Below are 14,797 nucleotides of genomic sequence, written 5' to 3'. Positions count from 1 at the left end.
TTATAAAGCTTCAAGTGCCGCTTTGTAATTAGGTTCGTTAGTAGTTTCACTTACTTGTTCTGTATATTTTACAGTTCCATTTTCATCTAAAACAACAACACATCTAGAGTGTAAAGCTTCAAGAGGGCCTGTAACAAAATCTAAACCATAAGATTTTCCAAAGCTACCATCTTTATAATCGGATAAGCTAATAACATTTTCGAGACCTTCTGCACCACAAAAACGGGCTTGGGCAAATGGTAAATCGTGTGAAATGCATAATACTTTTGTGTTTTCCATTTCACTGGCTTTTGTATTGAATTCTCTAACAGATTGTGCACATGTGCCAGTATCTACACTTGGAAAAATATTTAGTACCACTTTACTGCCTTTAAAGTCACTTAGACGTTTTGTAGATAAATCGGTTGATGTTAATTTAAAATCTGGTGCTGCACTACCTACTTTAGGTAATTGTCCAGATGTTTCAATGTTATTTCCTTTTAAAGTTACTGTTGCCATTTTTTGTTTTTTTAAATTTTCAATAAAAATACTAATTAAATAAGAATTAGACTGAATTAGATTAGTAGATTTTTATGCCTTTTGCTAACGGTGTGCGTTACATGCTTTTATACATTAAATACGCTGTATGTTATGTTCTTTTTTCTTGAATTTTTTATATAGAGTGCTTTAAATCGCGCTATAAAAGAGAGCACGTACAATAAAATTATTTTATAATCAAATATGTCTTGTATATTTAATTTGCTAAGGTGTTTTTTTATATAAAAGCCTCCTACGTTTTTAACATAGGAGGCTTTTATATGCCATATCATCTTTAATTTTTAAACCCAAATGAAATTTTATTATAATTTTACAATATTAAGTGTCAATAGACCCCATAACACGTTTCATGAAGCTGTTTAGCGCTTCTTTTTTGGCGGTGCCATCTTTTATCATTTTGTTTACCTCTATGGCTCCATACATGTTGGAGATAAGTTCTCCTATAACATCTAACTCTTCATCTTTTAAAGAAGGCACTTCTGTTAAAGCTTCTAAGGTTTCGATAGTTTCTAGAACGAAATCTTCATCATTTTCCTCGATAAATTGGGTAAGGTGTTTTATTATTGGTAATTTCATGTTATCTTGTTTTATATTTCCGAAAGAAAGTGAAAATCTTATTTGTTTCCTTATAAAACTTCGTTAACAAGTTCCTTTAAAACTTCGAATTTGTTAGTTTGAACTTGATTTACAAATTTACCAGCTTTAAAAGTAGCAAAGGTAGGTAAGTTGTCTACTGTGGCCATTTTACGCGATTCAGGAAATTTTTCTGCATCTACGATTACAAAAGAGACACCATCGGTTTCTGTAGCCAGTTTTTTAAACTTGGGCTTCATGATTCTACAGTTTCCACACCAAGTTGCCGAATATTGAACAATTACTGTGTCGTTACTTGAAACAATGTCATTAAGATTATCTTGCTCTATTTCTTGTACCATAATTTATAAGTTTTTAAAATTTAAACCCCAAATTCCAACTGTGTTAGAAATTTTAGAATTTGGGGTTTTACATGTTTTTGTTTAGTGTGCAGCTAAATAATCTGCAACACCACTTCTGTTAGCGCTCATCGCATCTTTACCTTCTTCCCAGTTTGCAGGACAAACTTCACCTTTTTCTTGAACGTGTGTTAAAGCATCAATTAAACGTAGGTATTCGTTTACATTTCTGCCTAATGGCATATTGTTAATGCTTTCATGTTGTACTAAACCATCTTCATCGATTAGGTATGTTGCTCGGTAAGAAACGTTATCTCCTTCTAACTGTACGATACCCGTTTCATCATCATAGGTTTCGTTGGTAATGTCAAGAATCCCTAAAATATTGGATAAATTTCTATTACTATCTGCTAATATTGGGTAAGTTACACCTTCAATACCACCATTATCTTTAGATGTGTTTAACCAAGCAAAATGAACTTCTGGGGTGTCACAAGACGCTCCGATAACGATTGTATTACGCTTTTCAAACTCACCTAATGCCGCTTGAAACGCATGTAATTCTGTTGGACAAACAAAAGTGAAGTCTTTTGGATACCAAAATAAAAGAACTTTTTTCTTGTTTTTGACTGCTTCTTCTAGAACGTTTACTTTAAAAGTATCGCCCATATCATTCATTGCGTCAACGTTTAAATTTGGGAATTTTTTTCCTACTAATGCCATATTATTGTAATTTATGTGTTACTGATTTTTCTTATGGCAAAGATAAGCTTGAAAAGCCTATTTAGAAAGCGAATAAAATCTTAATTCCTTATATTTAGATAGAGTAAACCTATTACGTGTTTAAATCCGCATAAGGATAAGCTATTTAGATGTGATCTGTTTAATTTTAATGGAAAACGCAGCAAACAGGAGGGTTATAAAAGGGCTTAGCCAATTGAAGATGGCAAAGAAAAAATAATCGGCAACAGGAACACCTAGCACACCGGAGTGATAAGCACCGCAAGTGTTCCAAGGAATAAGTACAGAGGTTACGGTTCCAGAATCTTCTAAAGTTCGAGATAGGTTTTCAGGAGCCAGGCCTTTGTCTTGATAAGCTTTTTTAAACATTTTTCCAGGAACCACCAAAGCTAGATATTGATCGGATGCCGTTAAATTAATAGTTAAGCAGCTGGCTACTGTACTGGCAAACAAACCGAAAGTGGTAGTGGCGAGTTTTAGCAAAGCATCACTTATTTTTGATAAAGCTCCAATAGCATCCATGACCCCTCCAAAAACCATGGCACAAAGAATTAACCATATGGTACCTAACATACCACTCATGCCCCCAGAGCTAAATAAATCGTTAAGTTCTGTACTGTTAGTGGCTACAGATATATCTACCGTTATGGCTTTCATGATACCTTTATATGCCGTGTGAAAGTTTAAAGTGTTGCTTTCGGCAATAACCATTATGATATCTGGTTGTGCTATAATGGCCGCTAGACCTCCTAAAAGAGTCCCCACTAAAAGTGCTATAAGAGGAGATGTTTTTTTTACAATCATGGTTATTACAAGTATAGGTACAGAAAATAGCCAAGGTGAAATATGGAAAGCGTGATCTATGGCGGTCAGTTTATCGGTAACGTCTGGCGTTCCTGTGGTATCGATGTTTAGTCCTATAATGATAAAAATGAGCAGTGTAATGGCAATAGTAGGAATGGTGGTTATCGCCATGTATTTTATGTGATCAAAAAGATCAGCCCCTGCCATAGCTGCTGCTAGATTTGTGGTATCGCTTAAAGGTGACATTTTATCACCAAAATAAGCGCCAGATAGTACTGCTCCAGCTGTCATGCCTAAAGAAATCCCTAAAGTCTCACCTATACCAATTAGCGCTATGCCTACCGTGGCGGAAGTGGTCCAGGAGCTGCCTGTGGCTACCGAAATTATAGAACAGATTATTACGCAGGCTGCTAAGAATATAGTAGGATTTAAAATTTGTAATCCATAATAAATCATAGAAGGGATAATACCGCTTATTAGCCATGTGCCTGCAAGTGCGCCTACCATAAGCAATATAAGCAGTGGGCCTGTGGTCGATTTTATATTTTGTGCGACCTCTTCTAACATCTGTTTATAAGAAACCTTATTGAAAAAGCCAACGATTGCCGCTATAGAAGCACCAAGTAATAATATAAACTGATTGCTTCCGCTAAGTGCATCATCTCCAAAAACAAAAAAAACATTATAAAATAACATTAAGATTAACGCAAAAACAGGTATTAAAGCTTCCCACAGGCTTAGTTCTTTATTTTCTAGTACCGATTCGTCTTGGGGGTCACTTGGCTTAATGTCTTGGCTATCCATAGATGGGGTTTAACGTTATAGGGGTAATGTTACGATTTTGATTTATAATCTGCAAATACTAGAAAATCATCTTTCATCCATAATTTTTTTATAACAATATCTATGTGTTTACAAACAAGCATCCCAAATAGCGTCTTTTGGAGGTGGTGCAGAAATATATAAAAGCTCTTTTTTTACGGGATGTTCAAATGAAATGCTTCGCGCATGAAGATGGATGCTGGCGTCTGGATTGCTCCTATCGAACCCATATTTTAAATCGCCTTTAATGGTACATCCTATCGTTGACAACTGAGAACGGATTTGATGATGCCTGCCCGTTTCCAAATTTACTTCTACTAGATAATAATGGTCTAGTTTTCGTATTAATTTATAATGAAGAATGGCTTTTTTGCTATCTTTTACTTCTTTGGGATATGCAGTAGACTTATTATTTTTAGGATTCTTTTTCAGCCAATTTATTAGGGTGTCTTCTGTTTTTGGAGGTTCGTTTTTTACAATCGCCCAATAGGTTTTATGTATGTCCTTAGATGCAAAAAGTGCATTTAAACGAGGAAGCACTTTACTGGTTCGCGCAAAAATAACGATTCCTGTAGTGGGCCGATCCAATCTATGAACAACGCCTAAATATACGTTTCCTGGTTTGTTGTATTTGTCTGAAATGTATTCTTTAACGACATCGCTTAGGGGTTTATCTCCTGTTTTATCACCTTGCACAATATCACCGGCACGCTTATTTACAATGATAATATGATTGTCTTCGTATAGTACCTGAAGGTTTGTTTTATTGGATAATATTTTAGACATTCTAAAGCATTGGGTTATTGGACTTCTTAGGGAGAGGGACTATAGTGTAAATTAAATAGTTAGTTTAAATTTTGCTATTATTTTTATGATGATTTTTAATTCGGTGTTCACCTAATGTATTTGGTTACCTATCGTCATATTTGAAAGTATAAAAAAATGGTGTTCGTTGCAATCAATATTGCTCTTCATCACTAGGGAAATCTACACGTTTTACATCACTTACATATTGTGAGATAGCATTGGTCATGTCGTCATATAAGTTCAAATAGCGACGTAAAAATCGTGGATTAAATTCGTGGGTCATGCCCAGCATATCGTGCAATACTAATACTTGACCATCTACATCGTGTCCAGCACCAATCCCGATAATGGGAATGCTAACGCTTTCTGCAACTTTTTTGGCTAAATCGGAAGGGATTTTTTCAAGAACAATAGCAAAACAACCAATACGTTCTAGCATTTTGGCGTCTTCTATTAAGTTTACTGCTTCCTGTTCTTCTTTAGCTCTTACTGTATAAGTGCCGAATTTGTATATGGACTGTGGTGTTAAGCCTAAATGGCCCATAACGGGAATTCCAGCATGTAAAATACGTTTTATAGATTCTTTAACCTCTTTACCACCTTCCAATTTTACAGAATGTGCACCGCTTTCTTTCATAATCCTGATGGCAGAACGCAATGCTTCTTTAGGATCACTTTGATAGCTCCCAAAAGGAAGGTCTACTACTATTAAAGCACGAGTAATGGCACGCACCACGGAGGAAGCGTGGTAAATCATTTGGTCTAAAGTAATGGGTAAGGTGGTTTCATGTCCTGCCATAACATTACTTGCAGAGTCGCCCACCAAAATAACATCGACGCCTGCACCGTCCACAATTTTGGCCATGGAATAATCGTAAGCTGTTAACATGGATATTTTTTCTCCATGCGCTTTCATATCCACCAATGTTTTTACGGTAACGCGTTTATATTCTTTTTTAGCTGTCGACATATATCTTATATTTTAAAGCCGTAAAAGTAATAAATATATTGGAGCTATAAATGCGATATGCTATTTATAAAAGCAGCCCATGTTTTAAAAGCAGCTTTTAAATTGTTCTCTTAAACTCTGGTATAAGACTTCTTTTATATGGGAACTAATAATATTGGTATCTGAGAACTTCTGATTCACTTCTAATTCTATGCCCATGTAGTGTTTGGGAAATGTTTTTCGTAAATAAGTTGTAAAACCATCAGATTTGCCTAAGTAGGGGTAGTTGTAGCGGATATTTAAATTAACATCTTTAGCGTTTAGGCTGCTTTTTAATTGTTTACAGAATTGTTTTTCTAGCTTCCTCTTTGGGTCGTATAACAATCCCATATCACAGTTTCTTTCCGTGTTTTTAAAAACAGGTGTGAAGGAATGTATGGATAGATGAACCACCCATTCATTATATTTTATATAGTCTCTTATTTTAGATGCCACCGCAATTCTATAAGGATGGTAAAAGGTGCTTATAATTTCTGCTTTTAAGTCTTTAGCTAGGGGTTTTGTTATTGTCGAGAACAAGTTGGGGTGATGTAACGATCGATTTAACTCAATCAATAAGCGACTTGTTTCGCTATAATGTGCGTAATTAGCAAGCGGAGCTAAAGTTTTAAAAATATCCAAAGCCCCCAAATCATAGCCCAGATGGGAATTTAAAACGTTTTTTTTGTTTTTGAAATAGGATTCATATTCTTTAGGGATATGGTTCCCGCCATGTTCACAAGTGAGTATCAGTTTCACGGTACAAACATGGTGTTGTTATGTAAACAATCTGCTAAATTTTGATAGGTTTTTATAATCTGGTTTTCAGAAAAATCATTTTGAATGGCCTTTAAAATACGGGTCGCTAAAGTGCCGTGATTTAGAATGGTTTCGATTGCCTCGTGGTGCGAGGTATCTATTGCAGGTTTTACTAGAGTATATAAATGGCTCCAGAGGGCTTTTACATCGATAGACTCATTTATTCCAAACAGATTGAGATATTCTACATGGGGGATATGGTAATTTTCGGCATCTTTTATAATAGGGTTTAAAATATCGAAAAGCACCTGCTCATGCCATGTTTCTTGTAAATTTAAAGAACTAAGTTTTTCACTTACTAGTAATTTTATAACTTCAATAATAAGAATGCAAATGGCAATATCTGCCTTTGGGCACTCTTGAATATCCACCAACCGGATTTCAATAGCATGTCTATCAAAACGGGCGATTGCTCCTCGAGAATTTAAAAAATGATGCTCTAAAATATGGGCGGTGTCATAAGGTTTAATTGCCTTTTTTATAGGTTCAAAAATAGTGGTGTAATAATCTCGTGTTGTATATACGGCCTCTGGTATTACTACGCCTGTAAGCTGGGGGATTTCTTTTTGATTGGTTTTATAATATTCCAATCGCGTATCTTTAAATCCTGTATCTTGGCCTTGATGTATAGGAGAACTGGCGCACAACCCTGGTATTAGGGGCAGTAATATCCTAATGGCGGCATGCAGCTGTTTAAATTCGTTATCGTTAAAAAACGGTAAGTTAATATGTGTACTCTGCACATTGCTCCACCCATGGCCTTTGCAATTAAACAATCTGTTGTACAACTCATACACTTCGCTATAGTTGTGTTTCCAGAGCATTGTGTCGGTAAGCGGGTTCATTAAAGGGTGAGATGCCGTAGGTAGCAGCTGTGCATTAAAGTTTTTTAAAAGGGTGTTGATTTCAATAATGTTTTGATGAAACAGATCCGATAGCGAATTTAAATTCTTTGTTGGGCCATTGGTTTTTAGTTCCACAACATGGCCTACAAGCTCATTGCTCCATGCTATAGGGCCATTTTCAATATCTGATGTTAATGCCCCATTTTTTGCCGTTAATAACGCATCTACTATTGCTGCTGTTTTTAAGCTTTTTTTATAAACGAGCATGTATTCGAGTTCGATACCGTATACCTCAAATAAATGATATTTTTTTTTCATGTTATTCCAATCGTTTTTTTAGGGCCAATAGGATTTCTTGATATACCAAATCGCCATAGAACCGGTCTTCAACCCCAAAGTCAATATTGGGATTGTCATTAATTTCTATAACCATAAGTTTTTTGTTCACTTCTTTGATATCGATGCCGTACAACCCTTTTCCCATAAGTTTAGCCGATTTTATGGCCATGTCTAAAACCTTTTTGGGCACCTCATTTATAGGCAAACAATCGGCATTGCCATCTTGATCGTCTTTTTTATGGGCACTCCAATTGTAAATTTGCCAATGGCCTTTTGCCATATAGTATTTACAAGCGAAAAATGGTTTGTCGTCTATAATACCAATACGCCAATCAAAATCAGACGGACAGTACTCTTGACCAATAATTAAATCCGATTCCTTTAACATTTTAGAAACCAAAGTATGATACTCTTCTTTAGAATTTGCTTTTTTTACACCAAAAGAGAATGTGGAATCTGGAGCTTTTAAAACACAGGGCAATCCTGTAAATTCAAGCGCTTTATCTCTGTTATCTTTATGGATGATGATGGTTTTTGGTGTAGCAATATGGGCATTTTCAAGTGCTTCGGCCATATACACTTTATTGCAACATTTTAAAATGGCATTGGGGTAGTCTACAATGGCTAAGCCTTCTTGCTGGGCTTTTCTAGCAAAGGTATAAGCTTCGTTATTAACCTCGGTGCTTTGTCTTATCAAAAGCGCATCAAATGAAGATAACCTGGACAAATCTTTGGGTTCAACGATTTCGGCATAAATATTCATCTTTTCTGCAACCTCAATAAATTTTTTAAGTGCTTTTGGATTGCTTGGAGGCGCAGGGTCATTGGGATTTACCAAAATAGCCAGATCAAAATCTGAAGTGATTAGTTTTGGAGTGTCATAACGTTTTTTTGAAAAATATTGATTTGCGAATTCGTGTACACTACTAATATGGTCTAAAGGGACTTCAGATTCTGAAATCGCTTTAATACTTTGGATGTTCCATTTGGTAGTATGGTTGAATTTAACACGTAAAAATGGCACTTGGAAATGCTTATAAAATATCGCGCTTAAACTTTTATACTTCTGGGCCACGTTCTGACCGAAATAAATACTTAAAACAAAATCTTGTGATTTGATGTTTTTTAAACTTTGTTGAATGATGTCATCAAATTCTTCTGAAACAATCTTAACAAGTTTTAAGTCTTTTAAATCTACAATATTCTGTACAGTTGGAGCAGCTATATGCCCCCTAGCTTCTGCTAAAAGAGACACATAATAGCCTTTGCTTTGATACGAATAATCTTTACAAAGGTTAAATATACGGGCCTTTTTTAGTAATGAATATTGAGGATTGGTAAGGTACTCTTGCGATGAAATAACCGTGAGGTTCTCGGTAGAGAAACGCCATTCATCTGGCTGATTAACAACTATATATTTGTTCATTGGTGTATCATGAAAGCCATAAATGTTTTAAACAAAAATATATTATTTTTTCGTTGCTTTTACATAGAAGCCCTGTTTTCTAAATTATATTTTGAAGGCATTGAAAATAGTGAGCTTTATACTTTTAAGGTACAAAAAAAGCGTCTAATGAGACGCTTTTTAAATTATGTGAATTTCTACAATTTAGAATTGATAGCGAATCCCTAAAGCGATATCAAAATCCAAATCATTGTTATCATAACGATTATCTCCAAAACCAATTTCTGGTCTAAAATCTAAAGATAAAAGTAATGGAATATCAAAATTATATTCAATTCCTATATCTCCAGCTATAAAAACAAATGTATCAGAGTAATCTTTACCGCCAGGATTATTAAAACTAAAGGAACCAAGTCCTCCACCTGCGCCAGCATACCAATTAAAACCTCCTTCAATATTCCATACCCATTGGTATAATCCAGCCAATTTAAAGCCATCATAATTACTACCATCTCTCCAGCCCAAATCGACTTCAAGACGATTGTTGCTACCCAAAGCGCGTTGATAAGAAATTTCTGCCCCAAAACCATCACTATCTCCTAATCGTAAACCAAGGGCATTTTCAGAAATGTCTTGTGCGTTGGAAGCAAACGAAAAGCCTATTAAAGCGATTGCCAATAAAAGTAAATTTTTCATAATTTTTTAGTTTTTTTTCAATAGTTATTTTTCGGAATACATCTTAAAAAGTCTTTTAAAGTAATCCTGATTTTTTTACAAAAATAAACACAAAAATCTACATACCTTTAACTTCTTTTTAGTTTTACAAAAAAAATAGCATTCATGTCCCTAGAAAAACATTTAGCTACTTTAAAATCAGTGCTTTCAGGAGAGGTTTTTTATGATGATTTAATAAAATCCTTATATGCAACCGATGCTTCTGTGTATAGAATGCTGCCATTGGCGGTGGCTTATCCTAAAAACAATACAGATATCAAGCATTTAATTGCTTTTGCAAAACGGCATAAAACAGCATTGATACCGAGAACAGCTGGCACCTCTTTAGCAGGCCAATGCGTAGGGAAAGGAATTGTTGTTGATGTATCTAAATATTTTACCGCTATTTTAGCGATTGATGAAGATAACCAGACCGTTACTGTGCAGCCGGGAGTCGTTCGGGATGCTTTAAATCTTTTTTTAAAACCTTATGGTTTATTTTATGGACCTAATACTTCTACATCAAACCGCTGTATGATCGGTGGAATGGTTGGGAACAATTCATCGGGAACAACCTCTATAAAATACGGGGTAACTCGCGATAAGGTTTTGGAACTTCATACCATTTTAAGTGATGGTAGCGAGGTGGTTTTTGGGGAATTGTCTGCAGAAGTATTTCATGCAAAAACAAAAGAAAACACCTTAGAAGGCCGTATTTATAAAACCGTGTATGAGGCATTGAGTCCAGAAACTGTTCAAAATGATATAAAAACCGAATTTCCAAAACCAGAAATACATAGAAGAAATACAGGATATGCTATTGATGCGCTTATAAAATCGGAAGTTTTTTCAAACGGTTCAGAGCCATTTAATATGTGTAAGCTACTTTCCGGAAGCGAAGGAACACTCGCTTTTACCACACAAATAACATTAAAACTCGATAAATTACCACCGCAAGAACGTGTTATGGTGATGCCTCATTTTGAAAGTATAGAGGGGTGTTTAATGGCTGTAGAACTGGTAATGGAACACGACTTGTACACCTGTGAAATGATGGATAAAACCATTTTAGATTGCACCAAACACAATAAGACCCAACAAGAAAATAGGGCCTGTATTGTGGGCAATCCCAAAGCCATTTTAATGTGTGAAGTGCGTGCAGATACCATACATGAGGTAAAAACCCTTGCTCAAAAATTGTTTAATAGCATTGAGGCCTCGGGCTTGAGTTATGCCACACCCATACTTATTGAAGACGATATTGATAAAGCTATGGAGTTGCGCAGGGCGGGCTTAGGACTTTTAGGGAATATTATAGGTGATAAAAAATCGGCAGCTTGTATAGAAGATACTGCGGTAGCGCTTCCAGATCTCGCAAATTATATCCAGGAATTTACACAGCTGATGAAACGTCATGGGCAAGAAGCCATTTACTATGCGCATGCCGGAGCTGGAGAATTGCACTTAAGGCCTATTTTAAACTTAAAAAGGCGTGACGATGTCGCTTTATTTAGAAAAATAACCACAGATGTCGCGTTTTTAGTGAAGAAATATCGCGGTGCCATGAGCGGTGAACATGGTGATGGGATCGTACGTGCCGAATTTATAGAAATGCTTATTGGTACTCGAAATTATAACATTTTAAAACGCATCAAAACAGTTTTTGATGGGGATACAATATTCAATCCTGGTAAAATTGTCGATGCTTTCCCTATGGATAAAGCGTTACGATACGAACCCGATAGAGAAGAACCAGAAATAGAAACCTTGATGGATTTCTCGCCTTCTATGGGCATTCTTCGGGAAGCAGAAAAGTGTAACGGATCTGGAGACTGTAGGAAGCTACCCGAATTTGGTGGTACCATGTGCCCCAGTTTTAGAGCGACAAGAAATGAAAAAGATACCACGCGAGCAAGAGCCAATGCTTTACGTGAGTTTTTAACCCACTCTAATCAAGTAAATAGGTTTAACCATACCGAATTAAAGGATGTTTTCGACTTGTGTTTAAGCTGTAAAGCCTGTGCTAGCGAATGCCCGAGCAGCGTGGATGTAGCGAGCTTAAAAGCCGAGTTTCTTTATCAATATCAAAAAGTAAACGGGGTATCTTTACGTACAAAGTTATTCGCTTATAATAATGGTTTAAATGCATTTGGGAGTCGGTTTTATAAGCTTCCGAATTTTATGTTTTCCAATAAAATTACCGCTTCAATATTAAAAAAGGCATTTGGGATTGCCAAAGCAAGACGTTTGCCCTTAATCTCAAATAAGAGTTTGAGTGTTAGGTTTCAGTCCTTTAAAAAGGAAAGTGTTGCAAGTTTGCATATAAAGACCGTTTATTTGTTTAATGATGAATTTACCAATCATTTGGATACCGAAATAGGGGTAGATGCGCTCGAACTCTTAAAGTCTTTGCATTATGAAGTGAAAATCATAGCACATAAGGAATCTGGACGGGCATTTATATCAAAAGGATTATTGCAACAGGCTAAAGATTTAGCCAACAAGAATGTGGCCGTTTTTAAGGATTTAATTTCAAAAGACACGCCGCTTATTGGTATTGAACCTTCGGCGATCTTAACTTTTAAAGATGAATATTTGCGTTTAGCTGATGATAAAGTTTCTGCAGAAGCGTTATCAAAAAATACTTTTTTAATAGAAGAATTTATTGCTCAAGAAATCGAACAGGGTCACATTACAGCAGATCATTTTACTTTAGAAGCTAAAACCATTAAATTCCATGGGCATTGCCATCAAAAAGCATTAAGCAATCAGCTTTCTAGTTTTAAGATTCTGAACCTTCCTAAAAACTATAAGGTTAGCATTATTCCAAGTGGATGCTGTGGTATGGCAGGAAGTTTTGGATACGAAAAGGAACATTATGCCCTAAGCATGCAGATAGGAGAGCAGACCTTGTTCCCTGCGGTTAGGCATGCTCCTGAAACAACTGTTATTTCAGCTAATGGTACGAGTTGTAGACATCAAATAAAAGATGGTACCGGGCGTGATGCCCAGCATCCCATTTCTATATTAAGAGCAGCTTTGCTTTAGTAAAGTTTTACTGTTTTAAACAAAATAAAAGATAAGAAGGGACTTTTAAAAAACTTGTAGTTAGTTGTATAGGTGTGCTATGGGCTGGTAGTACGAGTGGTTTTTTATTTAAATTTCTAAATCAAACATTCTTCTTAAAGTCTCAATGCTAGGATTTTTTTCTTTTAGCTTTTCAAATTTTTCTTTAGTAGAATACGCATATTTCTTTTCCATCACTTCATTTACAGTGATAGATAAGTCAATATCGTAATTATTTAATGTTTTTCTTAAAAATGACATTAAATGATATTGTTGGCGTTCTACTTCTATTTTATTGGTTTCCGTTGGAAACTCTAAATGTATGGTCGTACCCTTAAGCTTTGGAGTATCGATAGACAGGATAGAAGCAAAGTTTCGTTTTCCTTCCTTTTCCAGAAGGCTTATAAAAGCATTCCAAGTTTCGATAAGTGCTTGTTCTGTAAAGGGGTCTTTAGGAAGATCTTCTTCATCTACCACCACATCCATTTGTTTAATTTGATGTTCCTTTTTGGCTTGAATACTCTTTAGAGAAAGGCCTGAGGGGCGTTTTGAGTCCCTTTTTAAAATAATCTTAGGCGGCTCATTTACAGGGCTTGCTTGTGCTTTGTTAGATGTTGGTGTTTTCTCTTGTTCTTTTGTTTTTATGTCTGTAGAGGCCTCCTTTTGTTCTTCCTTTTTAGGGATACTAACAGAAATGGGGGTTATGCCCTTGTTTTTAAAATATGAAGGTGGAATTATGTAATGTTTGCTATTTTTTTTTTCTCCATCAAAAGTGATAGAGGCAAGCTGCATGAGACATAACTCGATGAGGAGTCGTTGGTTTTTACTGGATTTATATTTGAGGTCTGCATCATTTGCCATTTGGATGGCCTGAAGCAAAAAGGCTTGAGAAGTTTTTTGGGATTGTTCCAGATATTTCTTTTTGGTATCTTCTCCAACCTCCAACAATTCTATGGTTTGCGGTGTTTTGCTAACTAATAAATCCCTAAAATGCGCTGCTAAACCTGCAATATAATGATAGCCATCAAAACCTTTAGATAAGGTGTTGTTAAACTGAATTAATAAATCTGGGATATTGTTTTCCAGAATTAAATCTGTACTTGTAAAATACGTTTCGTAATCTAGTACATTTAAGTTTTCGGTAACCGCTTGACGTGTTAACTCCTTGCCCGAAAAACTTACCACACGATCAAATATGGAAAGCGCATCACGCATGGCGCCATCTGCTTTTTGAGCGATAATATGCAAAGCATCATCATCGGCATTAATACCTTGTTCTTCAGCAATGTATTTTAAGTATGCTTTAGCATCTTTAACGGTTATGCGTTTAAAATCGAAAATTTGACAACGCGATAAAATAGTAGGTATAATTTTATGCTTTTCCGTGGTTGCCAAAATAAATACACAGTGTTTTGGAGGCTCTTCCAGAGTTTTTAAAAAAGCATTAAACGCCGCTTGAGATAGCATATGGACCTCATCGATAATATATACCTTGTATTTTCCTATTTGGGGAGGAATACGTACTTGATCGGTTAGATTTCTAATGTCATCTACCGAGTTATTGGAAGCTGCATCGAGCTCGAAGATATTGAAAGCAAAATCTTCATCGCCAGTTTCTGTACCGTCGCTATTGATCATTTTGGCTAAAATACGCGCGCAAGTAGTTTTGCCAACACCTCTAGGGCCTGTAAACAATAAGGCTTGGGCTAAGTGGTTACGCTCAATAGCGTTCAGCAAAGTATTGGTAATAGCCTTTTGGCCCACAACATCATTAAACGTTTGCGGTCTGTACTTTCTCGCCGATACTACAAAATGCTCCAAATTCTACCTAATTATTGAATAAGTAACAAAGTTAAAAATTACATTATGAATATAGAATTTAGAACGTATAATTTAGTATTAGTTATTAACAAATAGGAATAGAGCTTAATGTTCCGTTTCTAGTTGTTTTTGTGAAATGCCGTAGATTTTATTCCCT

General features: G+C 35.7%; 13 protein-coding genes. 1 reads left to right on the top strand and 12 read right to left on the bottom strand.

Annotation, left to right across the window (positions count from 1 at the left end):
• From tpx to ACFFU9_RS02270, 11 genes are all read right to left on the bottom strand, one after another.
• Positions 1-498 (bottom strand): thiol peroxidase, encoded by a 498-nt coding sequence (gene tpx / locus ACFFU9_RS02320; protein ID WP_379859754.1) that lies wholly within the window; start codon positions 496-498, stop codon positions 1-3.
• A 357-nt stretch (positions 499-855) separates the two neighbouring features.
• Positions 856-1,113 (bottom strand): DUF6952 family protein, encoded by a 258-nt coding sequence (locus ACFFU9_RS02315; RefSeq protein WP_379859753.1) that lies wholly within the window; start codon positions 1,111-1,113, stop codon positions 856-858.
• Positions 1,114-1,163: 50 nt separating this feature from the next.
• Positions 1,164-1,472 carry a thioredoxin family protein gene (locus tag ACFFU9_RS02310; protein WP_379859752.1) on the bottom strand — a complete coding sequence of 103 codons (309 nt, stop codon included), beginning with the start codon at positions 1,470-1,472 and terminating at the stop codon, positions 1,164-1,166.
• Positions 1,473-1,553: 81 nt separating this feature from the next.
• Positions 1,554-2,192, bottom strand: coding sequence for a peroxiredoxin (locus tag ACFFU9_RS02305; protein ID WP_379859751.1), 639 nt, complete (start codon positions 2,190-2,192; stop codon positions 1,554-1,556).
• A 141-nt stretch (positions 2,193-2,333) separates the two neighbouring features.
• Positions 2,334-3,818 carry a Na+/H+ antiporter NhaC gene (gene nhaC / locus ACFFU9_RS02300; protein WP_379859750.1) on the bottom strand — a complete coding sequence of 495 codons (1,485 nt, stop codon included), beginning with the start codon at positions 3,816-3,818 and terminating at the stop codon, positions 2,334-2,336.
• A gap of 108 nt (positions 3,819-3,926) precedes the next feature.
• Positions 3,927-4,622: an RluA family pseudouridine synthase gene (locus ACFFU9_RS02295; protein WP_379859749.1), complete on the bottom strand. Its 696-nt coding sequence runs from the start codon at positions 4,620-4,622 to the stop codon at positions 3,927-3,929.
• Between the two features lie 172 nt (positions 4,623-4,794).
• On the bottom strand, positions 4,795-5,613 hold the full coding sequence (gene panB / locus ACFFU9_RS02290) for a 3-methyl-2-oxobutanoate hydroxymethyltransferase (protein ID WP_379859748.1): 819 nt from the start codon (positions 5,611-5,613) through the stop codon (positions 4,795-4,797).
• Positions 5,614-5,697: 84 nt separating this feature from the next.
• A complete protein-coding gene (locus ACFFU9_RS02285; protein ID WP_379859747.1) occupies positions 5,698-6,390 on the bottom strand; it encodes an N-formylglutamate amidohydrolase in 693 nt (230 codons plus the stop codon).
• Positions 6,387-7,613 carry a glutamate-cysteine ligase family protein gene (locus ACFFU9_RS02280; RefSeq protein WP_379859746.1) on the bottom strand — a complete coding sequence of 409 codons (1,227 nt, stop codon included), beginning with the start codon at positions 7,611-7,613 and terminating at the stop codon, positions 6,387-6,389. The genes ACFFU9_RS02285 and ACFFU9_RS02280 overlap by 4 nt, the downstream gene beginning before the upstream one ends.
• Position 7,614: 1 nt before the next feature.
• The gene (locus tag ACFFU9_RS02275) at positions 7,615-9,060 is read right to left on the bottom strand and encodes a RimK family ATP-grasp domain-containing protein (RefSeq protein ID WP_379859745.1); all 1,446 of its coding nucleotides are present in this window, start codon (positions 9,058-9,060) and stop codon (positions 7,615-7,617) included.
• Between the two features lie 183 nt (positions 9,061-9,243).
• Positions 9,244-9,735 carry a hypothetical protein gene (locus ACFFU9_RS02270; protein WP_379859744.1) on the bottom strand — a complete coding sequence of 164 codons (492 nt, stop codon included), beginning with the start codon at positions 9,733-9,735 and terminating at the stop codon, positions 9,244-9,246.
• 144 nt (positions 9,736-9,879) lie between these two features.
• Between ACFFU9_RS02270 and ACFFU9_RS02265 the strand changes: the two genes are divergently transcribed.
• Positions 9,880-12,801, top strand: a complete 2,922-nt coding sequence (locus tag ACFFU9_RS02265) for an FAD-binding and (Fe-S)-binding domain-containing protein (protein ID WP_379859743.1) — start codon at positions 9,880-9,882, stop codon at positions 12,799-12,801.
• Between the two features lie 108 nt (positions 12,802-12,909).
• Here ACFFU9_RS02265 and dnaX read toward each other — a convergent pair whose 3' ends face one another.
• Positions 12,910-14,640 carry a DNA polymerase III subunit gamma/tau gene (dnaX, locus tag ACFFU9_RS02260; protein WP_379859742.1) on the bottom strand — a complete coding sequence of 577 codons (1,731 nt, stop codon included), beginning with the start codon at positions 14,638-14,640 and terminating at the stop codon, positions 12,910-12,912.
• Positions 14,641-14,797 lie beyond the last annotated feature (157 nt).

It is taken from the genome of Mariniflexile ostreae, from assembly GCF_042427585.1.
Classification (GTDB): domain Bacteria; phylum Bacteroidota; class Bacteroidia; order Flavobacteriales; family Flavobacteriaceae; genus Pseudalgibacter; species Pseudalgibacter ostreae.
The sequence above is the reverse complement of the archived record's forward strand: the minus strand, read 5'-3'. Positions and strand labels throughout refer to the sequence as shown.